At 58.6% G+C, this 18583-nt stretch carries 20 protein-coding genes; 11 read left to right on the top strand and 9 right to left on the bottom strand.

The window, feature by feature from the left end:
* Positions 1-84 precede the first annotated feature (84 nt).
* On the top strand, positions 85-468 hold the full coding sequence (locus tag ACR0AD_RS17290; RefSeq protein ID WP_267363718.1) for a hypothetical protein: 384 nt from the start codon (positions 85-87) through the stop codon (positions 466-468).
* On the opposite strand, the gene ACR0AD_RS17285 is transcribed toward ACR0AD_RS17290, so the two are convergent.
* Positions 469-1569, bottom strand: a complete 1101-nt coding sequence (locus tag ACR0AD_RS17285; RefSeq protein ID WP_480484158.1) for a cystathionine gamma-lyase — start codon at positions 1567-1569, stop codon at positions 469-471.
* Positions 1570-1572: 3 nt separating this feature from the next.
* Entirely contained in the window at positions 1573-2415 is an 843-nt protein-coding gene (locus ACR0AD_RS17280; RefSeq protein ID WP_480484157.1) for an LOG family protein, read from the bottom strand.
* Positions 2416-2494: 79 nt separating this feature from the next.
* Between ACR0AD_RS17280 and ACR0AD_RS17275 the strand changes: the two genes are divergently transcribed.
* The 3 genes from ACR0AD_RS17275 (at position 2495) to dapD (ending at position 4987) form a co-directional block, all read left to right on the top strand.
* The gene (locus ACR0AD_RS17275) at positions 2495-3406 is read left to right on the top strand and encodes a threonine/serine dehydratase (RefSeq protein ID WP_480488549.1); all 912 of its coding nucleotides are present in this window, start codon (positions 2495-2497) and stop codon (positions 3404-3406) included.
* Positions 3407-3450: 44 nt separating this feature from the next.
* On the top strand, positions 3451-4050 hold the full coding sequence (locus tag ACR0AD_RS17270; RefSeq protein ID WP_480488551.1) for a GntR family transcriptional regulator: 600 nt from the start codon (positions 3451-3453) through the stop codon (positions 4048-4050).
* 109 nt (positions 4051-4159) lie between these two features.
* Positions 4160-4987, top strand: a complete 828-nt coding sequence (dapD, locus tag ACR0AD_RS17265; RefSeq protein ID WP_480484154.1) for a 2,3,4,5-tetrahydropyridine-2,6-dicarboxylate N-succinyltransferase — start codon at positions 4160-4162, stop codon at positions 4985-4987.
* Positions 4988-5104: 117 nt separating this feature from the next.
* Here the strand turns inward: dapD and ACR0AD_RS17260 are convergent, their stop codons facing one another.
* A complete protein-coding gene (locus ACR0AD_RS17260) occupies positions 5105-5521 on the bottom strand; it encodes a hypothetical protein (RefSeq protein ID WP_480484153.1) in 417 nt (138 codons plus the stop codon).
* A 226-nt stretch (positions 5522-5747) separates the two neighbouring features.
* Positions 5748-6083: a cupin domain-containing protein gene (locus ACR0AD_RS17255; RefSeq protein WP_209505030.1), complete on the bottom strand. Its 336-nt coding sequence runs from the start codon at positions 6081-6083 to the stop codon at positions 5748-5750.
* Between the two features lie 115 nt (positions 6084-6198).
* Between ACR0AD_RS17255 and ACR0AD_RS17250 the strand changes: the two genes are divergently transcribed.
* The gene (locus tag ACR0AD_RS17250) at positions 6199-6543 is read left to right on the top strand and encodes a hypothetical protein (RefSeq protein ID WP_209598381.1); all 345 of its coding nucleotides are present in this window, start codon (positions 6199-6201) and stop codon (positions 6541-6543) included.
* On the opposite strand, the gene ACR0AD_RS17245 is transcribed toward ACR0AD_RS17250, so the two are convergent.
* On the bottom strand, positions 6540-7598 hold the full coding sequence (locus tag ACR0AD_RS17245) for a transporter substrate-binding domain-containing protein (protein WP_480488553.1): 1059 nt from the start codon (positions 7596-7598) through the stop codon (positions 6540-6542). The genes ACR0AD_RS17250 and ACR0AD_RS17245 overlap by 4 nt on opposite strands.
* A gap of 209 nt (positions 7599-7807) precedes the next feature.
* Between ACR0AD_RS17245 and dapE the strand changes: the two genes are divergently transcribed.
* Genes dapE through rnr form a run of 3 tightly spaced genes read left to right on the top strand, consistent with a single transcriptional unit; the run spans position 7808 to position 11832 of the window.
* The gene (gene dapE / locus ACR0AD_RS17240) at positions 7808-8947 is read left to right on the top strand and encodes a succinyl-diaminopimelate desuccinylase (protein WP_480488554.1); all 1140 of its coding nucleotides are present in this window, start codon (positions 7808-7810) and stop codon (positions 8945-8947) included.
* Between the two features lie 3 nt (positions 8948-8950).
* On the top strand, positions 8951-9526 hold the full coding sequence (locus ACR0AD_RS17235) for a TIGR04282 family arsenosugar biosynthesis glycosyltransferase (protein ID WP_480484150.1): 576 nt from the start codon (positions 8951-8953) through the stop codon (positions 9524-9526).
* A 47-nt stretch (positions 9527-9573) separates the two neighbouring features.
* The gene (rnr, locus tag ACR0AD_RS17230; protein WP_480488556.1) at positions 9574-11832 is read left to right on the top strand and encodes a ribonuclease R; all 2259 of its coding nucleotides are present in this window, start codon (positions 9574-9576) and stop codon (positions 11830-11832) included.
* Here rnr and ACR0AD_RS17225 read toward each other — a convergent pair.
* Both ACR0AD_RS17225 and ACR0AD_RS17220 read right to left on the bottom strand, forming a co-directional pair.
* Complete coding sequence (locus tag ACR0AD_RS17225; protein WP_480488558.1) at positions 11823-12209, bottom strand: DUF1801 domain-containing protein; 387 nt, start codon at positions 12207-12209, stop codon at positions 11823-11825. The two genes, rnr and ACR0AD_RS17225, sit on opposite strands and share 10 nt — an antisense overlap.
* Entirely contained in the window at positions 12206-12904 is a 699-nt protein-coding gene (locus ACR0AD_RS17220; RefSeq protein WP_480488559.1) for a glutathione S-transferase family protein, read from the bottom strand. The genes ACR0AD_RS17225 and ACR0AD_RS17220 overlap by 4 nt, the downstream gene beginning before the upstream one ends.
* Positions 12905-12988: 84 nt before the next feature.
* On the opposite strand from ACR0AD_RS17220, the gene ACR0AD_RS17215 reads away from it, so the two are divergent.
* The gene (locus ACR0AD_RS17215; protein ID WP_480488561.1) at positions 12989-13702 is read left to right on the top strand and encodes a helix-turn-helix transcriptional regulator; all 714 of its coding nucleotides are present in this window, start codon (positions 12989-12991) and stop codon (positions 13700-13702) included.
* Between the two features lie 87 nt (positions 13703-13789).
* Complete coding sequence (locus ACR0AD_RS17210; protein WP_480488563.1) at positions 13790-15082, top strand: lytic murein transglycosylase; 1293 nt, start codon at positions 13790-13792, stop codon at positions 15080-15082.
* Positions 15083-15132: 50 nt separating this feature from the next.
* Here ACR0AD_RS17210 and ACR0AD_RS17205 read toward each other — a convergent pair whose 3' ends face one another.
* Together ACR0AD_RS17205 and ACR0AD_RS17200 are read right to left on the bottom strand one after the other, a co-directional pair.
* Positions 15133-16530, bottom strand: coding sequence for an aspartate aminotransferase family protein (locus tag ACR0AD_RS17205; RefSeq protein ID WP_480488565.1), 1398 nt, complete (start codon positions 16528-16530; stop codon positions 15133-15135).
* Between the two features lie 77 nt (positions 16531-16607).
* Positions 16608-17291: a GntR family transcriptional regulator gene (locus ACR0AD_RS17200; protein ID WP_480484143.1), complete on the bottom strand. Its 684-nt coding sequence runs from the start codon at positions 17289-17291 to the stop codon at positions 16608-16610.
* Positions 17292-17431: 140 nt separating this feature from the next.
* On the opposite strand from ACR0AD_RS17200, the gene ACR0AD_RS17195 reads away from it, so the two are divergent.
* Positions 17432-18517 carry a polyamine ABC transporter substrate-binding protein gene (locus ACR0AD_RS17195; RefSeq protein WP_267363696.1) on the top strand — a complete coding sequence of 362 codons (1086 nt, stop codon included), beginning with the start codon at positions 17432-17434 and terminating at the stop codon, positions 18515-18517.
* Positions 18518-18583: the final 66 nt, after the last annotated feature.

Here is an 18583-nt window from a genome sequence, read left to right as displayed (position 1 = left end):
AGAGGCGATTGAATTGTCTCGAAAAAACTCAGAAGCCTGCTAATATCTTCATATTTCTGATTGTAGATTGACGGAGGCCATCCCATGTCGCGCAGAATCAAATCCGCTTTGGCCCTGCTGGCCGGCAATGCCATCGGGCTGTTGCTGGCTTCGCTGATACTGTCCGGTTTCGCGATCAAACCGATCTCATTTATCGTGGTTGTGATCGTTTTCACCGTCGTTCAGGTGATCGCCGAGCCCTTGATACTGAAGCTTGGCGAAAAGAAAGCGCCCGCATTGAAAGGCGGGATTGCCCTGGTCGTGACATTTGTGGGCCTGCTGGTGACCGACCTCATCGCGTCGGGGCTGACCGTTGGTGGTATCTCGAACCTGCTGGCGGCGACGCTGCTTGTCTGGCTGGGGGCGCTGATCGCCAGCGTGGTGCTGCCGATCTACGTTTTCAAGGACCTGCGTGCCGCGAAGAAGTAATCACAGCGCGTTCAGGCTGGCCTCGATCGCCTGCCACAGTTCGTCCACCGGTTCGCATCCAACGGACAGGCGGATGAAGGCCGGGTCGACCATATCACCCCATCGCGCGCGGCGTTCGGCCGAGCTGTGAACACCTCCGAAGGATGTGGCGGGGCGCAAAAGCGGGCAGGTGTTGATGAAGGCTTCGGCCTTGTCTTCGCTCTCCAAAGTCAAGGATAGCAGAAATCCGAACCGTGCCGTTTGTGCCTGCGCCAGTGCGTGCGATGGATCATTGGCCAGCCCGGGATAGCGGACCTGTTTGACCGCTGGGTGAACTGCCAACCGTTCTGCTATTACCTGAGCCGAATTGCACATCCGGTCGAACCGGACATCCAGCGTTTCCAACCCGCGATGCAGCAACCATGCCTCATGCGGTCCGGGGATCGAGCCGGAGACCTTCCGCCATTCCTCGACCCGTTCCATGATGTCACTGTTGCGGCTGGCCACATGGCCCATCAGCATGTCGGAATGCCCGCCCATCGCTTTGGTGTCGGACGACACGACCACGTCGATGTCCAAATCCAACGGACGCTGACCCAACGGCGTCATCGTCGTATTGTCGGCAATCGTCACCCCGCCAGCAGACCGCACCTGTTCGGCTGTGGCTTTCAGGTCAATCATGTCCAGACCGGGGTTCGAAGGGCTTTCGACGAACACAACGTCAAACCCGTCAAAACCACCTGCGGCAAACGCAGTGGTCGGGCGTTCTTCAACTGTCACGCCAAGACGCGAAAGGAACCGGTCGGCCAGCAGACGGGTGACATAGTACCCGTCCGAAGGAATCAGAAGGCGCGACCCGGCTTGCACCGTTGCAAAAAGAGCCGCAGAAATTGCGGCCATCCCTGAAGGAAAACTGAGGCAAGGCGCGTCTTCCAGATGGGACAAAACATGCTCAAGATGTACCCAGGTGGGGTTATCGACACGGCCATAGGTCGGGTGACCGTCCGGCATGCCCGGCAGATGGAACATGCTGCTTTGCGTCAGTGGAAGGGCGACGGGTTCGCCTTTTGACAACGCGTTGCCACGTAGGTGGAGCATTTCGCCTGTCTTTGGGGGTTTCATCGCTCAGCGCCCCGGAATTTCGTCGCGGGGCGGGGCGGGTTCCCAGTTCTCGATGATCTCGGCCGCCTCCTGCGCGGTATCGACAAAGCGGAACAGGTCCAAATCCTCCTCCGAGATCGTACCGGCATCCGCCAGTGCGTCCCAGTTGATAACCTTCTCCCAGAACGCGCGGCCAAACAGCAGGAATGGCACGCGATCCATTCTGCCGGTCTGGATCAGGGTCAGGGATTCGAACAGTTCATCCAGCGTCCCAAACCCACCGGGAAAGATGGTGATGGCGCGGGCGCGCATCAGGAAGTGCATTTTGCGGATCGCAAAATAGTGGAAATTAAAGCTGAGCTCTGGCGTCACGAAACTGTTTGGCGCCTGTTCGTGCGGAAGCACGATGTTCAGCCCGATCGAGCACCCGCCCGCTTCGTGTGCACCGCGATTGCCAGCTTCCATCACACCGGGGCCGCCGCCAGTGACGATCACATTCTCGCGGCAGCCGGTTTCTTTTGATTTTACGGTCATCAGCCGGGCAAACTCGCGCGCCTCATCATAATATTTCGACAGGCTGGCCAGAGTCTCTGTCCGCGCGGTGTGCTTTTGCGAGGGTTCGGGAATGCGGGCGCCGCCGAACATTACGATGGTCGACGCGATCTCACGCTCGGTCATGATCATTTCGGGTTTCAGCAACTCAAGCTGCAAGCGTACAGGGCGCAGCTCGTCCCGGCACAGAAACTCGTCATCCGCGAAAGCCAGACGGTAGGCCGGAGAGCGTGTTTGCGGTGTGTCCGGAACCTCTTTCGCGGTCGAGCGGTCGGTCTGCGCATCGCGAAACGGACTGTGACGGTCTTCTCTCATCGGTGATTGATCCCTGCTTGCGTGTTTGACAAACAGCTATAGGGTTCGCGGGCAGAGTGCCAGTCACGGAAAGACGAGAATGAATTGGAAAAGTGAAATATCGGCGGCACGGGACCGCATCGCGGGATATGCGCAAGTGACCCCGGTTATGGAAAGCAACATTCCCGGCTATCCGGTTGAGCTGAAACTCGAGCACATGCAGCATACTGGCAGTTTCAAGGCGCGGGGTGCGTTCAATACGCTGCTCAGCTCGGATGTGCCGCCCGCAGGCTTGGTCGCCGCATCCGGTGGCAATCATGGTGCGGCGGCGGCTTATGCAGCGCAGACGCTGGGTTATCCTGCAAAGATATTTGTGCCGGAACTGGCAGGCCCGTCCAAGATCGCACTGATCCGGCAAACCGGCGCCGACCTGAGCGTTGTTTCCGGTGAATACGCGAACGCGCTGACCGCAGCGCAGGAGCATGAGGCAACAAGGGGGGCAATGCAGATCCATGCTTACGACGCCCCGGCCACGGTGGCTGGGCAAGGAACCTGTTTTGCCGAATGGGACGCCCAAGGCTTGCAGGCGGATACGGTACTGGTCGCTGTTGGCGGCGGCGGGCTGATCGCCGGGGCGCTGGCCTGGTTCGGTGGCGCGCGCAAGGTTGTGGCGGTCGAGCCGGAAACGTCCTGTGCGTTGAATGCAGCATTGTGCGCTGGTGAGCCGGTTGATGTTTCCGTGTCGGGCATCGCCGCAAACGCGCTGGGCGCGCGGCGGATCGGCGAAATCTGTTTTGAACTGGCGCAGGGTATGAGTTCGGTTCTGGTGTCAGACGATGCCATCGCGGCGGCACAACAGGCGCTTTGGCGCACGCATCGCATTCTGGTAGAACCTGCCGGTGCGACCGCATTGGCCGCCTTGACCTCGGGTGCGTATCGACCCGAACAGGGTGAACGCGTGGGTGTTCTGGTGTGCGGTGCAAATATCGCGCCGGACCCGTTCGCTGGGTGAATTATCGGGTTGTGGATGTGGATGGTGGATTTTATCTATAATCCATGACTGCAATGATTTCCGACACGATTTACCAAAGCCTCAGCCAACGGATCATCACCGGAGAGCTGGCAGCCGGTGAAAAGCTGCGGCAAGACCATATTGCCCGTAACTTCGACACCAGCCATGTTCCGGTGCGCGAAGCCTTGTTGCGGCTTGAGGCGCATGGGTTGGCCCGGCATGAACCGCGCAAGGGAATGCGGGTTACGGCGCTGGACCCGGCAGAAGTTCGGGAGGTGATCGAAATGCGTGTGGCCTTGGAAACGCTGGCGTTGCAGCAATCGATGCAAAACATGTCTCCGGTCGCGTTGGAAAAGATCGAAAACGCACGCATCGCCTGTGACGAGGCGCAGTCGATGCCGCAATGGGAGGCTCTGAACAGAACGTTCCATCGCGCCATCCTGACGCCTTGCGGGCTGCCTCGGCTTTTGCATGCAATCGACGATCTGCATATCGCAAGCGCGCGCCATCTGTTCGCGCAATGGCGGTTTAAATGGGTGCAACGGGCTGACACGGATCATGCGGCCATTGTGCGGGCTTTGAAGCGCAAGGAAATGGCCGCAGCAACGGCGATCCTGACCCGCCATATTCGGCGCGCGAGCTGATGACCCTCTGCCTCAGACGCAATTGGGCCCGTCTACGTCGCATTGCGCCATGGGTCCGGCTTGCGTATAGGCCAAATCAACGTGAACAGATTCTGTAGGGAGACACCCCATGTCCAACGCGCAACTGGAAGCCGCCATCGAAGCCGCCTGGGAGGCACGCGAGACAATCACGCCCGCCACCGCAGGCGAGCAGCGCGAGGCGATCGAGGATACGCTGAATGCGCTGGACAGTGGCTCGTTACGCGTGGCGGAAAAGCTGGAAACCGGTGACTGGCACGTAAATCAATGGGCCAAAAAGGCGGTTCTGCTGGGCTTCCGTATCAAGGACATGGAAATCCAGCCGGGCGGTCCGCAGGACGGCGGCTGGTGGGACAAGGTAGACAGCAAGTTCGCCGGTTGGGGTGAAAACCAGTGGCGGTCTGCCGGGTTCCGCGCGGTTCCAAACTGCGTTGTCCGCAAGTCGGCATATATTGCACCGGGCGTGGTGCTGATGCCGTCTTTCGTGAATCTTGGGGCCTATGTTGACGAAGGCACGATGGTTGATACCTGGGCCACCGTCGGATCCTGCGCGCAGATTGGCAAGAATGTGCACCTGTCGGGCGGCGTTGGCATCGGTGGAGTGCTTGAGCCGATGCAGGCTGGCCCAACAATCATTGAAGACAATTGCTTTATCGGCGCGCGCTCGGAAGTGGTCGAGGGATGTATCGTCCGCGAAGGCTCGGTTCTGGGGATGGGCGTGTTCATTGGTAAGTCTACCAAGATCGTGGACCGAGAAACCGGAGAAGTCATGTATGGCGAGGTTCCGCCCTATTCGGTTGTGGTCGCGGGTTCCATGCCGTCAAAGAACAATGTCAGTCTCTATTGCGCGGTGATCGTGAAGCGGGTTGACGAAAAGACCCGCTCGAAAACGGGCATCAACGAATTGCTGCGGGACTGATCGTTCTGGGAATGTCATAAGGCCGGAGCAGTTACGCTCCGGCCTTATTTGTTCTTTGGGTCAGGTCGGCTAAGGCAGATACCAAGCTTGTGGCCCTAGCCTGCCTTGAAGTGCTGCTTAGCGGCTCTCACCCTGCATGGCTTCCACTTCTGTGCTTCCTGCATTGGTTTCCGCACCATCGGCCTCACCACCGCCATCGGCCTCACCACCGCCATCGGCTTCACTGCCACCTTCGGATTCACCATCGCCGCCGGATTCGCCTCCGCTTTCGGCCTCACTACCGCCATCGGAATCGCTACCGCCCTCGGTTTCACTGCCACCTTCGGCCTCACCATCGCTGCCGGATTCACCTCCGCCTTCGGTCTGCGCGCCGCCTTCGGCCTCGCCGCCACCGGTGGTTTCGCCGCCTTCACCGCCCGCTTCTTGGGCATAAGCAGCATCACTTGTTACAAAGGACAGAATTGCAACAGCCGGTATACCGGAAAGTACAATCACGCTTGCTGTTGTTGTCATCAATCTGGACAGAACACTCATCTCAACTCTCCTTTGAAAATGACTTATGCAGTACCCACAGCGTAGGGCCGGCATCGACGCTTAGTTGTGAATTGCTGGCGTCGTGTCCCGGCTAGCGGGAATTGGCCTAAAATGATGAGGAAGACTGGCGCAAAAGTGCCGGATTCAACTCAACAGCTTTTCAGGCCGGAGACCTTCAATCAATGAGGGAGGCCGAGACTCGCGTTCACTGAGTCTCTCACCCAGCTTATCCCTTGATCGGATATCGGTCCGGTTCCTCGAAAACATCTATGACCCGTGTGCCAGCCCTGATTTTGCCGCCATGTTCCACGCCTGATGGGATCGAATAACTGTCGCCCGAGCGGTAGGTCCGGGTCTGCCCGTCGATGGTCAATTCAATCTCACCCTCGACCACTGTGCCCCACTGGGCTTTGTGAGAATGTAAGGGCAATTCGAAATCCTGAAGAAACGTAAAGAACGCTACCAAGCCCGCATCCGACCGGATCACGGCCGTTTGCACCACGTCGTCAGGGAATGGTACGTCGAGGCTGGGAAAACTTGCTATGAAATCTGGGTAGGGCATGAAGGCGTCCTTTGTATCCGGGATCGGTTTATTCTGGGTACTATGGGCGCAAGGCGGGATTCCTGCAATTGTTGGCTGCTTGACCGCGAACCGGCGTGGGGCTATGGCCCGGTGCATGGAGAAGCAAAAGAAACCCTCGCGTCAGCAAGTCTATACCCTTCTGGTCCAGATTGGCCGCAAGGAGGGCGACGGGCTGCCCGATGGGGCGACCGGCGCGGCGCTGATGTGCTATGCCAGCGGCGTGGATGAGGCCGAGGCCGTGCGTGAGACGGTCGCGATCCTGAAGCAGGCCGACACCGCACCGCTGGATGTCACCGGATACGGCACATTGGCCGAGCGTGAAGCGCAAGGTCACGATATCGAGGCGGATGAACGTGCGCTGATGCAAAGAGCATTGGATGAAAACGCAGTGATCGTCGCGCAGATGACACCGTTTTTCGGAGACGAGGCGCAGGCCTAGTTCCGCGATCCGAACCACTTGCGATAGATTTCGTCATAGGTTCCGTCTTCGCGCAAGCCAAGCAATGCCTGGTTTACATCCTCGACCAGAGGTGATCCGGTCGGGAAAGCGATGCCGTAGTTTTCGCGCAGGAAAACACCACCTGTCATCGACGCAATGCGCCGCCCTTCATGGGCCGCAAAATAGGACAGGATCGGCGCGTCGAATACGACGGCATCCAGATCTTCGGCCTTGAAAGCGTCCAGCATCTCATTCAGCCCCGGATAGCTGGTAAACTCGATCTCGCGCCGGTTCAGAAAACTGGCCGCTGTCGACCCTGATATTGTCCCGACAGTCTTGCCGTACAGGTCGTTCACCGAATTCACGCTGCCGGTAATGGCGTCCACGGTCATGACCGAGGTGATACGGGCGGTGAACACCGAAACGATGAACAAGGATGACACCACCAGCACGACACCCAACATTCGACCGAACGGAGTGCGCGGCATTCGCTCTTCGAAGCCGCCATTCACAACCAAGTTCAGCGCCCACCAGAACGATGGGAACCACGCTTCGTTCAAGTCGCGGTCGAAATAGGGTTGGGCGCGGCGTTCAAAGCTCCACATCAACATGCCGCCACCGAGGAGAATGGCAAAGGCCAGCCCTATGGCGATGAACAGTTCTTTCGAGAGCAGGGCCTGCAACAGCGATGGTTTTCGTACCGCGTCCGAGGGTACCATGATCTGAAGACCCGCTTCGAAGATCGGCTGAGAGAAATCCATTTGCGTTTCACGCAGGGCGGTGATCGAGATATTGGCGATGGCAAGGTCTGCAGATCCGCTCTGCACGGCACCCAACATGTCAGAAAACGCCTCGACGCGGTTGACCGTGTAGTCCCAGTTCAGAGCCTTGGCCAAAGCCGCCAGCAAATCCATAGAGAAGCCGGTTTCGTCGCCATCCTCGACATAGGAAAATGGCGGGCGGGTCACGGTTGTGACCGAAAGGGACTGTGCCAGGCTTTGCTGTGCGATGACGGCGAAAGTCAGGCAGATCAGTGCGAAGAAGGCGCGCTTCATATTCAATTCACCTGTTTCGCGGCCCTGTAACGCGAATTTGTGGCGGGCGGCAAGGTGGTCGCAGGGTAAAGTGCCATGTTTTATTGGGGTGTCGCTTTGACATCTAAATATTCGGATGACCGTTTTTTTACGGATTGGGGTTGGAAAACCGGCCAAATCGTTGAATCTGTGCGCGAACCCGCGTCAGACACAGTTCCAGAGGCCCCCGCATGACTGATCCCGTCCAATTGACAGCCGAACTGATCCGTTGCCCTTCGGTCACACCTTCAGAAGGCGGAGCACTTGTTTTGCTTGAGGCGGTGCTGTCGGAGGCAGGTTTCGAATGCACGCGCGTTGATCGCGGCGGCATCAGCAACCTTTTCGCGCGTTGGGGGCAGAAAGGTCATGCGCGCAGTTTCGGATTCAATGGTCACACGGACGTCGTCCCTGTCGGCGACGAAGCTGCCTGGACTGCGCCGCCCTTCGGGGCCGAAGTGCGGGATGGGGTGATGCATGGGCGCGGCACTACCGATATGAAATCCGGAGTTGCGGCTTTTGCGGCTGCGGCAATGGATTTCGTGCGTGACACCCCTCCGGATGGGGCAATTGTCCTGACAATTACCGGTGATGAGGAAGGCGATGCGTTGGACGGCACCACTGCGCTTCTCGATTACATGAAAGGCGCGGGTGAGCGTATGTCGGTCTGTCTGGTAGGAGAGCCAACATGCCCGAACAAAATGGGTGAGATGATCAAGATCGGTCGTCGGGGCTCAATGACTGCGTGGTTTAAGATTACAGGTGTGCAGGGGCATTCGGCTTATCCCCATCGGGCCAAAAACCCGCTGCCCGCCATGGCGCGGCTGATGGATCGGCTTGCCAGCCATGAACTGGATCAGGGCACGGACCATTTCGACGCCTCCACGCTGGCTGTTGTCACCATCGACACTGGAAACGCCGCGACCAACGTGATCCCGGCGCAATGCAGCGGCGCGGTCAACATCCGCTTTAACGATCTGCATTCCGGAGCCAGCCTGAGTGACTGGTTGCAGTCAGAAGCGGATCTGGTGGCAGCTCAGTACGGTGTCGAAATCGGTGTCACGATCAGTATTTCGGGTGAAAGTTTTCTGACCCCGCCGGGGCCTTTGTCGGATCTGGTGGCCAAAGCGGTCGAAGCCGAAACCGGCGTTACGCCTGAGCTGTCGACAACCGGCGGCACCTCGGACGCGCGCTTTGTCAAAGACCATTGCCCGGTGGTGGAGTTCGGCTTGGTCGGGCGCACGATGCATCAGGTGGACGAGTGTGTTGAGGTTGCGCAGATCGAGCAGCTCAAATCGATCTATACCCGTATCCTGACGGATTATTTCGCCTGATCCATGCAACGCACATTGGTGATCATGGTCAAGGAACCCAGACCGGGTCGTGTCAAGACGCGGCTGGGGCGCGATATCGGCATGGTTGGTGCCGCGTGGTGGTTTCGGCATCAGACCCGCGCCTTGATCCGCAGGCTACGTGATCCCCGTTGGCAGATTGTGCTGGCCGTGTCGCCCGATGCGGAGGGCCTTGTAAGCCGCGTCTGGCCCGTTGACCTGCCACGCGCGCCGCAGGGGTCCGGCGACCTGGGTGGCCGGATGAAGCGGATGTTGCGCGGAATGCCCAAGGGGCCGGTTTGCCTGATTGGTGCGGATATTCCGGGTATTTCGCGTGCACATATTGCCCGTGCTTTTGGTGCGCTTGGGCGATCCCAGATGGTGTTCGGCCCCGCGCCGGATGGCGGCTATTGGCTGGTCGGTGCGCAGCGTTATGGCGCGCTGCCCGCAGGTCTGTTCCACGATGTGCGTTGGTCGACAGAACATGCTTTGGGCGACACACTTGCCTCAATCCCAAACTGCCGTGTGACCCTGCTGGACCAGCTGCGCGATGTGGATACGGTTGCTGATCTGAAACCCTGAGGTTTTTTGGTCATGACGCGGTCGCAAACGCGTGCTACGCCGGAAGCATGACTCGCATCCCCACCAAGCAGGAGGTCCTTGACTGGATCTCGGCGAACCCCACCCTGACCTCGAAACGCGACATCGCCAAAGCCTTTGGTATCAAGGGCGCGGATCGCATTGACCTCAAGCGCATCCTCAAAGAGCTTGAGGCCGAAGGACACCTTGAAAAACGCAAGCGCAGCTATCGCGATCCAGACCGTCTTCCACCTGTCAGTGTCTTGCAGGTGAAGGCCCCGAATGCCGATGGTGATCTGTTTGCCCGTCCACTGGAATGGCATGGCGAAGGCGTCGAGCCCATCGTTCTGATCATCGCGCGGGCCAGCGACCCGGCCCTGGGTGAGGGTGACCGCATTCTGGCCCGCCTGACCGTCGTGCACGAAGAAGATCACAATTACGAAGCCCGCCTGATCCGCCGAATCGGGACCAACCCGCGCAAGATCGTGGGCATATTCCGTAAAGGGGCCGAAGGGGGCAGAATCGTTCCTATCGACAAGGCAGGCCAGACTGAATGGCTGGTTGCCGATGGCGCGGTGCATGGTGCCAAAGACGGCGAATTGGTCGAGGCCGAACAGGCCGGGCCGAAAAATCGCATGGGCCTGCCGCGCGCGCGCATTGTAGAACGGTTGGGTGATCCGACCGCGCCCAAGGCTGTTTCGCTGATCGCGATCCACCAGCACGGTATCCCGGATGACTTTCCCGACAAGGTCATTGCAGAAGCGGACAATGCCAAACCCGTTGGCCTGAAGGGCCGCGAGGACCTGCGGGACATGCCGCTGCTGACCATCGACCCTTCGGATGCGCGCGATCGTGATGATGCCTGTTACGCGCACGCGGATGAAGACCCCAAGAACCCTGGTGGACATGTGATCTGGGTCGCTATCGCCGATGTTGCTGCTTATGTGCTGCCCGGCTCGGCCCTGGACCGCGAGGCGCGCAAGCGGGGCAATTCAAGTTATTTCCCTGACCGTGTGGTGCCGATGCTGCCTGATCGGCTGTCGGGTGATCTGTGTTCCCTGCATGAAGGCGTCCCGCGTGCCTGTGTCGCTGTGCGGATGCAGATTGACGCGAACGGTAACAAGATTGGTCATCGTTTCGTGCGGGGGTTGATGCGTTCGGTTGCGTCGCTGAACTATGCCGAAGTGCAAGAGGCCATCGACGGCAACCCGAACGACCGCACCGGGCCATTGGTGGAAACGGTCTTGAAACCGCTTTATGCCGCTTATGCCGCGCTGAAGAAAGCGCGAGCTGTGCGACAGCCCCTGGAACTGGACCTGCCCGAGCGTAAGATCGTGCTCAGCGAAACGGGTCATGTTGAAAGCGTGGCGTTCCGTGACCGGTTGGATGCGCATCGGTTGATCGAAGAGTTCATGATCCTCGCCAATGTCTCGGCTGCGGAGACACTGATCGCCAAGCGCCGTCCGCTGCTGTTCCGCGTGCACGAGGAACCCGCGCCCGAGAAACTGGAAAGCCTGCGGGAAACGGCGCAGGCTGCCGGATTGAACCTCGCCAAGGGGCAGGTGCTGCAAACCCGCCACCTGAATGCGCTGCTGAACGCCGCCGCCGGGACCGAGGATGCGGAACTGATCAACCTGACCACTCTGCGGTCAATGGCACAGGCCTATTACAACCCAGAAAACTTCGGCCATTTCGGGCTGGCGCTGCGGAACTACGCGCATTTCACCTCTCCTATCCGGCGCTATGCCGATCTGGTCGTGCATCGGTCGCTGATCTCAGCCCACGGTTGGGGCACGGACGGTTTGACAGAAGACGAGATTACCCGGCTCGAAGAAACGGCCACTCATATCTCGGATACTGAACGCCGATCCATGATGGCTGAACGGGACACGACTGACCGCTATCTGGCCGCGTATCTGAGCGAGCGGGTCGGCAATGAATTCACGGGCCGGATCAGCGGCATTGCCCGGTTTGGTGCTTTTGTCAAAATGGACGAAACCGGTGCGGATGGCTTGGTTCCGGTGCGATCACTTGGGCGCGAGTTTTTCCATTTCGACCGCGAGGCCGGGACACTTATGGGGGCGGACACGGGGCTGACTATCGCCATTGGTCAACGTGTCACCGTTCGACTGACCGAAGCGACACCAGTGACCGGCGGGTTGGAGCTGGAGCTGCTGTCCATTGACGACCAGGCCCTGCCGCGCGGACAGGGGCCAAAAGGGCGATCATCCCGGCGCAAAGCGATCAGCACCAAGCGCAAGAAAGACAAGATCAAGCGCAAGGTCGAACGCAAACGCCGTCAGAGGTGATAGGTCAACGCCCGGGCAATCAGCCATCCGTGGCGTGTTGGATCGATTTGTGTAGTGTCATCAAACAGAACGGCACGGTTCCCATCTATCTGATCCTCGCCCGGAAAGGCGGATGTGAAATCGCTTATCAACCGGGTTTGGCAGTGCACAAACAAGGCGAAACTTGCCGACTTGTGCGCGCCCAGCCGGATCGTTGACCCCTTGGGCGCAAGATAGGCGGGCTGACCCCACCGCAGCTCCTCTTGCACCGTGGGGGCGGCAGGCAGAGAGGCTGCCGTGTCAAACACAAGCGCCCGCAAGGCCAGAGCCCCCGCACGGGTTTGCGGGGGCAGGGCTTCAAAGGCCGGAGCGACCAAAGGGTTTTCAAAGGGTTTCATGCAATTGGTATCGCTTGTTCCAACCGATCAACGTAACTGTTCAGCAGGTTATCCTGTTTGATCCGGCGGGTCAGGGGGGTGTCCGCAGGTGTGGCGCGCATCGCGGCAAGCATTGGACCAACGCTCATGTCAGCCGATGTCGGACGGTCCCCAAGCAGGAAAGAGGATTGCCACAGATAGGCTGAGATCGCCTCGAGGTCACGTTCGATCCGGTCCAACCGTTCGGACAGCGAAAACCGCCCGATTCCCTGTGACGTAATCCCCTTCAGAACGGATTTCCGGATCGCATTGGATGCCGGTTTCCGGATCAACGCCGGAATTCCGGTAAAGAACGTATCACGCAAGATCGGCCAGACTTCGTCATTGCCCCAACGATCCAGAACGATGTGAAAATACAGATGCTCTTCGGCCATGCGCACCAGTGCGCGGGACTGCGCCTTTTCGACATCCGTCAACCCTTTGTCGAAATCCGCGCCCTGCTGTTCCAACCAATCGCGGATCAGGTCGCTGTCCGGGACCAGGCGTTCCGGTGTTCGCAAAACGGGCAGCTTCTGGTGAGGCATCTTGCGGGGGTCAAGCATGTCCGAGCGTTGCCAGGTCTGGCCGGACTGCTGAAGCATCAATGCTGTCTTGACGCAGAAGGGGCTGGCACTGAACAGGCCGAAGGCAGAGGGGAAGGTGAGAAGGGTCAGCATTATGAGGCTCCGTGTCATTGTGTGCTGACTGAGTATCGGGATCTAATGACAGTTTCTGTCATTAGGGATAAGTTATTATTCATCATGTCCCGCACCGCTCGATTGTTCCAACTGATGCAAGCCCTGCGTTCTGGCCCTTCGCCCAGAACGTCCGAACAATTAGCGCAGGATTTGGGTGTTTCGGCCCGAACAATTCATCGGGATATTGATGCATTGCGCGGACTGGGTGCCGTGATCGATGGCGAAGCGGGGTTTGGCTTTACCCTGATCGAGGACGCGACCCTGCCCCCATTGGGGTTCACTGATGATGAGCTTGAAGCGTTGGTTCTGGGCCTGCGCGAAGTTCAGGTGATTGGCGATCCGGCTTTGTCGAGTGCGGCGGGTACGGCCCTGCGGAAACTTCAGGGACGCTTGCCGCAACGCCAGTCCCATCGGCTCAGCCACGCGGTTCTGGCAGCTACACGGTTCAACCGCCCGCCTGAGCCCACGATTGACGTGGCCACTCTGCGGCAGGCGACGTGGGATGAGCGCGCGGTCGAGTTTTTCTATACGGACGCGAAAGGCGACGCTACGCACAGGCGCGTCAACCCTTTGAGCATCGTCTATCTGGATCACTCGAACGTGTTGTTGGGCTGGTGCCACCTGCGACAGGATTTCCGCGTTTTCCGGTTGGATCGCTTGCAGGACATGTCAGTGACCGAACAAAGCTTCAGGCCGAACCGCGTGCCTCTGCTGCGCGAGGCATTGGAACGCATTCGGGCAGAGCGTGCCGCGCAGGAGCGTGAGGCGAACGTCTGAGCACTTTGTGAATTTCCGATTTTGCGCTACCCTGTGGTCGAGCAGTAATCAGGAAAAAACGGAATGCGAAAATGCGTAGGCGGCGTCATGACCGTCGCATTGTGGGCATCCATAGTGCAGGCGGAAACAACAGAAAACTCCAGATGGGCAGACGGCGGGAAATCGCGCGATGTGCTGCAACTGGCTTCGGCGGATGTAATCGTTTCGATCCGCCCGGTCTCGCGCCCGTTGATTGAGGCCTTGCCCGTGGCTTCTGCGACAACGGCACGGTTTCAGTCCTGGCTCGGCGCCTTTCAGGGACGCGCGCGGCGGCAGGGCATTTCGCAGGGAACACTGACTCAGGTGTTTTCGGGGATGAGCTATGACGAAGATGTCCTGGAACGGGATCGCAATCAGGCCGAGTTTTCGAAACCCATCTGGGAGTATCTTGAGACCGCAGTGTCGGAAACGCGCCTGTCGAACGGGCGTGCGGCCATGCAGCGGCATCGGCAGGTGTTGAACCGGATCGAGGAGGAATACGGCGTCGAAAAAGAGGTGGTCACTGCCATCTGGGGGCTTGAAACCTCGTTCGGGTCCTATCGCGGCAGCAGTCCAACGCTTCGTTCATTGGCAACGCTTGCCTTTGATGCGCGGCGGGCACAGTTCTTTGAAACGCAGTTGGTCGCTGCCCTGCGGATCGTGCAGGCTGGCGATATCAGCGCCGGCAACATGCTTGGCAGTTGGGCGGGCGCAATGGGGCATACACAATTCATGCCCACGTCATATCTGGATCACGCGGTGGATTTTGACGGTGATGGCCGGCGGGACATCTGGTCGGATGACCCGACGGATGCGCTGGCTTCGGCGGCGTCTTATCTGGCGCGGCATGGTTGGACGACGGGTCAGCCGTGGGGCGTGGAGGTTCGTCTGCCGACCGATTTCGATTACGCCTCAGCCCGTCGCGATTTTACGCTGATGCCGTCTGAATGGGCCGCTCAGGGTGTCGTGGCGCGGGATGGTACCGTCGTGCCGGATCATGGGAAGGCCGCTATCCTGCTTCCGGCGGGAAGTCAGGGCGTTGCGCTGATGATCTTTGACAATTTCAACGTGATCGAGACGTATAACGGGGCCGACGCCTATGTGATTGGCATCGGGCATCTGTCCGACCGGCTTGCAGGGGGCGCACCGTTTCAATCCGACTGGCCGCGCGGCGACCGGGTGCTGAGCTTTGCCGAGAAAAAGGAACTTCAGACCCGTCTGACGGATGCGGGCTTTGACACAAAGGGTGTCGACGGGCGTACCGGGCCAAATACGATCAACGCGGTTCGGGCGTATCAAATGGCGCAGGGGCTGGTCCCGGACGGATACCCCACGCCAAACCTGCTGGAGAGGTTACGGTAAAGAAAAGGCGGCCCGAATGGGCCGCCTTTGAAGACGCATAAGTCGCTAAATCAAGATGCGGCTTTCATCAGCCCTTGTGCAATGATCTCGGCCTGCGCTTCGTCCAGCGACTTGTAGATCCGCACGAACATCTCGTCGATATCCGCAGGTGTCAGGATCAGCGGGGGTGAAATGATCATCCGGTCGCCAACATGGCGCATGATCAGGTTATTGGCAAAGCACCGATCACGGCAGATATAGCCGACCGTGCCGGGTTCGGATGCGAATTTGGCGCGGCTGGCTTTGTCCGGGGTCAGCGCGATGGATGCCATCATGCCAACGATCTTGGCCTCACCCACCAGCGGATGATCTGCCAGTGCCTCCCATTTCTCTTTCAGATAGGGGGCTGCAACGTCGCGCACATGCTCAACGATCTTCTCTTCTTCGAGGATGCGCAGGTTCTCCAACGCCACGGCGGCCGCGACCGGGTGGCCGGAATAGGTATAGCCGTGGTTGAATTCGGTACCGCCGATTACTTCGGCAATTTCGTCGTTTACGATGGACCCGCCGATGGGCGCATAGCCCGAGCTAAGGCCCTTGGCGATGGTCATAATATGCGGCTTGATGCCAACGGTTTGCGACCCGAACCAGTTGCCTGTCCGGCCAAATCCGCATATGACCTCGTCAGCTATCAGCAGGATATCGTACTTGTCGCAGATACGCTGAATTTCCGGCCAGTATGTATCGGGCGCCACGATTACACCGCCTGCGCCCTGAACCGGCTCGGCGATAAAGGCGGCGACCCGGTCTTCGCCCAACTCTTCGATCGCCTCTTCCAGCTCGCGCGCGCGGGCCAGACCGAATTCTTCGGGCGACATATCGCCGCCTTCGGCCCACCAATTGGGTTGGTTAATGTGGTGGATATTCGGGATCGGAATGCCGCCCTGCGCGTGCATCCCGGCCATACCACCCAGCGAGGCCGAACCCACGGATGAGCCGTGATAGGCGTTCTTGCGGCTGATGATGATGTTCTTGTCAGGCTGGCCTTTCTGGGCCCAGTAGGTGCGCACGAGGCGGATATTGGTATCGTTTGCCTCGGACCCGCCTGCTGCGAAAAAGACATGGTTCAGATCGCCCGGTGCCAGTTCGGCAATCTTGGCGGCTAAAGCAATCGCGGGGACGTGGGTCGTTTTGAAGAAGGTGTTGTAATAGGGCAGCTCGCGCATCTGGCGCGCGGCAACATCGGCCAGCTCATCACGCCCATATCCGATATTGACGCACCACAGGCCTGCCATTGCATCCAGAATTTCCTCGCCTTCGCTGTCGGTCAGATAAACACCATTGGCACGTGTGATCACGCGCGCCCCTTCCTTCCCCAGCGCACCATTGGCCGAGAAAGGGTGAATGTGATGCGCGGCATCCAACGCCTGCAATTCGGCGGTCGGCATGTGGTTGGTGATGGTAGACATCGGAGAATCTCCTACAAGAACGCAGTTGGAGAACACAATATGATCAAATTTTTTCCTGTCAATCGAATCAAGTTAGATCAGACAGACGTCAATGCCTCCGCCATCAGGTCCATACCCTGTTCGATGTCCTGAGCGGTTGCCTTTGCAGTCATTTCTGCGTCACCGGCGCGCAAAGCGGCAATAATGTCCTTGTGCCGATCCGGAAGGCTCTGTGTGCCGAAGCGCCCGCAGACAACACGCAAAGAGGGGCCAAACCGCAACCAAAGTCTTTCAGCCAGATCACTGAGGATCGGCGCGTTTGCGTAAGAATACAGCGTTTCGTGAAAAGCTTGGTTCAAACGCAGATAGCCACCGACATCACCATCGGCGATCATGCGATCCAAATGCCTGTCCAGGCGTTCCAGGTGATCAATGTCCTGCGTTTTCAGGTTGGCGGTTGCACGTCTGGAAAGCTCTGATTCTATTGAAATTCTGGCGAAGATCATCTCTTCAATATCGTTCGAGTTCAGCAGCGGTACACTGACGCGCCGATTGCCCTGGAAAACCAACCCTCCATCCGAGATCAACCGGCGAATCGCTTCGCGGACCGGAGTCATCCCAACACCCAGCGAATCAGTCAGGCCCTGGATTGTGACGGGCTGACCTGGGACCAGTTCACCGAACAGAATCTGTGATCTGAGTGTTTGGTAAACCTGCTCATGCGCGGGTTGTTTGCCCCCTTCGGTCGACGGCGCATATGCCTTATTTTTGATCAAATCCAATTGGTTCTTCCCATTTCGACTAAGCCTGACTTGTCAGGTGACTGGCCACGTGAAACCATACGCTGGATCGAGGGAAAACGCAAAACTTGATCAAATCCAAAAAAACGGGAAAATACCCGTACACTTGCAGGGAGAAGAATATGACAATCAAAACGCTGACTATGACGGCGGTCATCGCATTGGGGACTTCGGCGGCATTTGCTGAAGAGGTGCGTGTTTACAACTGGTCCGACTACATCGACGAAGAACTGCTGAGCAAATTCGAAGCAGAAACAGGTCTGACCCTGATCTATGACGTGTTTGACAGCAACGAGGTTCTGGAAACCAAGATGCTGGCTGGTGGTTCGGGCTATGATGTGGTGGTGCCGTCAGGTACATTCCTTCAGCGCCAGATCCAGGCCGGCGCGTTTCAGCAGCTGGACCAAAGCAAGCTTTCGAACGCCGGAAACCTTTGGGATGTAATCGAAGAGCGAACCGCCGGTTATGACCCGGACAACGCGTATTCGATCAACTACATGTGGGGAACAACCGGGATCGGCGTGAATGTCGGTAAGGTCAAAGAGGTTCTGGGCGACGACGTTGCTCTGAACAGCATGGATCTGGTCTTGAAGCCCGAGAACATGGAAAAGCTGGCCACTTGCGGCGTGCATTTCCTGGATGCCCCGGCCGAGATCATTCCCATGGTGCTGCAATACCTTGGTGAAAACCCCGACAGCCACGACGCGGACGTGATTGGCAAGACCGAAGCGGTTCTGACGGCGGTCCGCCCGCATATCCAGAAATTCCACAGCTCGGAATACATCAATGCACTGGCAAACGGCGATATCTGCGTTGCTGTGGGCTGGTCGGGTGACATCCTTCAGGCACGCGACCGTGCTGCAGAAGCAGATAACGGTGTAGAGATTGAATACCACCCCTTCGCCGAAGGGTCGCTGATGTGGTTCGACCAGATGGCAATTCCTGTCGATGCTCCAAATCCCGAAGGCGCACACACGTTCCTCAACTTCATTCTGGACGCCAACAACATGGCGGCGGCATCGAACTATGTGTATTACGCCAATGGCAACAAAGCGTCTCAGGAATTTCTGGAAGAGGACGTGATCGGCGATCCGGCCATCTATCCGGATGATGCCACGATGCAGAACCTGTACATCACGACACCTTATCCGGCGAAAACACAGCGGGTCGTGACGCGTCTGTGGACCAAGGTCAAATCGGGTACCTGATCCGAATTGCACCGGCAGGGCGGCGCCGCCGCCTTGCCTCTCTTTCCAGCTATTCGAACGAGGGCC

It is taken from the genome of Ruegeria sp. BH8 (assembly GCF_056538065.1).
The sequence above is the reverse complement of the archived record's forward strand: the minus strand, read 5'-3'. Positions and strand labels throughout refer to the sequence as shown.

Coding starts and splice junctions, on each gene's coding strand:
- ACR0AD_RS17270 (WP_480488551.1), top strand. CDS start 3,451: ATGACTGCAATGATTTCCGACACGATTTACCAAAGCCTCAGCCAACGG.
- ACR0AD_RS17225 (WP_480488558.1), bottom strand. CDS start 12,209: ATGAAACCCTTTGAAAACCCTTTGGTCGCTCCGGCCTTTGAAGCCCTG.
- ACR0AD_RS17220 (WP_480488559.1), bottom strand. CDS start 12,904: ATGCTGACCCTTCTCACCTTCCCCTCTGCCTTCGGCCTGTTCAGTGCC.
- ACR0AD_RS17285 (WP_480484158.1), bottom strand. CDS start 1,569: ATGAAACCCCCAAAGACAGGCGAAATGCTCCACCTACGTGGCAACGCG.
- ACR0AD_RS17215 (WP_480488561.1), top strand. CDS start 12,989: ATGTCCCGCACCGCTCGATTGTTCCAACTGATGCAAGCCCTGCGTTCT.
- ACR0AD_RS17195 (WP_267363696.1), top strand. CDS start 17,432: ATGACAATCAAAACGCTGACTATGACGGCGGTCATCGCATTGGGGACT.
- ACR0AD_RS17210 (WP_480488563.1), top strand. CDS start 13,790: ATGACCGTCGCATTGTGGGCATCCATAGTGCAGGCGGAAACAACAGAA.
- ACR0AD_RS17250 (WP_209598381.1), top strand. CDS start 6,199: ATGGAGAAGCAAAAGAAACCCTCGCGTCAGCAAGTCTATACCCTTCTG.
- rnr (WP_480488556.1), top strand. CDS start 9,574: ATGACTCGCATCCCCACCAAGCAGGAGGTCCTTGACTGGATCTCGGCG.
- ACR0AD_RS17275 (WP_480488549.1), top strand. CDS start 2,495: ATGAATTGGAAAAGTGAAATATCGGCGGCACGGGACCGCATCGCGGGA.
- ACR0AD_RS17205 (WP_480488565.1), bottom strand. CDS start 16,530: ATGTCTACCATCACCAACCACATGCCGACCGCCGAATTGCAGGCGTTG.
- dapD (WP_480484154.1), top strand. CDS start 4,160: ATGTCCAACGCGCAACTGGAAGCCGCCATCGAAGCCGCCTGGGAGGCA.
- ACR0AD_RS17280 (WP_480484157.1), bottom strand. CDS start 2,415: ATGAGAGAAGACCGTCACAGTCCGTTTCGCGATGCGCAGACCGACCGC.
- ACR0AD_RS17290 (WP_267363718.1), top strand. CDS start 85: ATGTCGCGCAGAATCAAATCCGCTTTGGCCCTGCTGGCCGGCAATGCC.
- ACR0AD_RS17255 (WP_209505030.1), bottom strand. CDS start 6,083: ATGCCCTACCCAGATTTCATAGCAAGTTTTCCCAGCCTCGACGTACCA.
- ACR0AD_RS17245 (WP_480488553.1), bottom strand. CDS start 7,598: ATGAAGCGCGCCTTCTTCGCACTGATCTGCCTGACTTTCGCCGTCATC.
- dapE (WP_480488554.1), top strand. CDS start 7,808: ATGACTGATCCCGTCCAATTGACAGCCGAACTGATCCGTTGCCCTTCG.
- ACR0AD_RS17235 (WP_480484150.1), top strand. CDS start 8,951: ATGCAACGCACATTGGTGATCATGGTCAAGGAACCCAGACCGGGTCGT.
- ACR0AD_RS17260 (WP_480484153.1), bottom strand. CDS start 5,521: ATGAGTGTTCTGTCCAGATTGATGACAACAACAGCAAGCGTGATTGTA.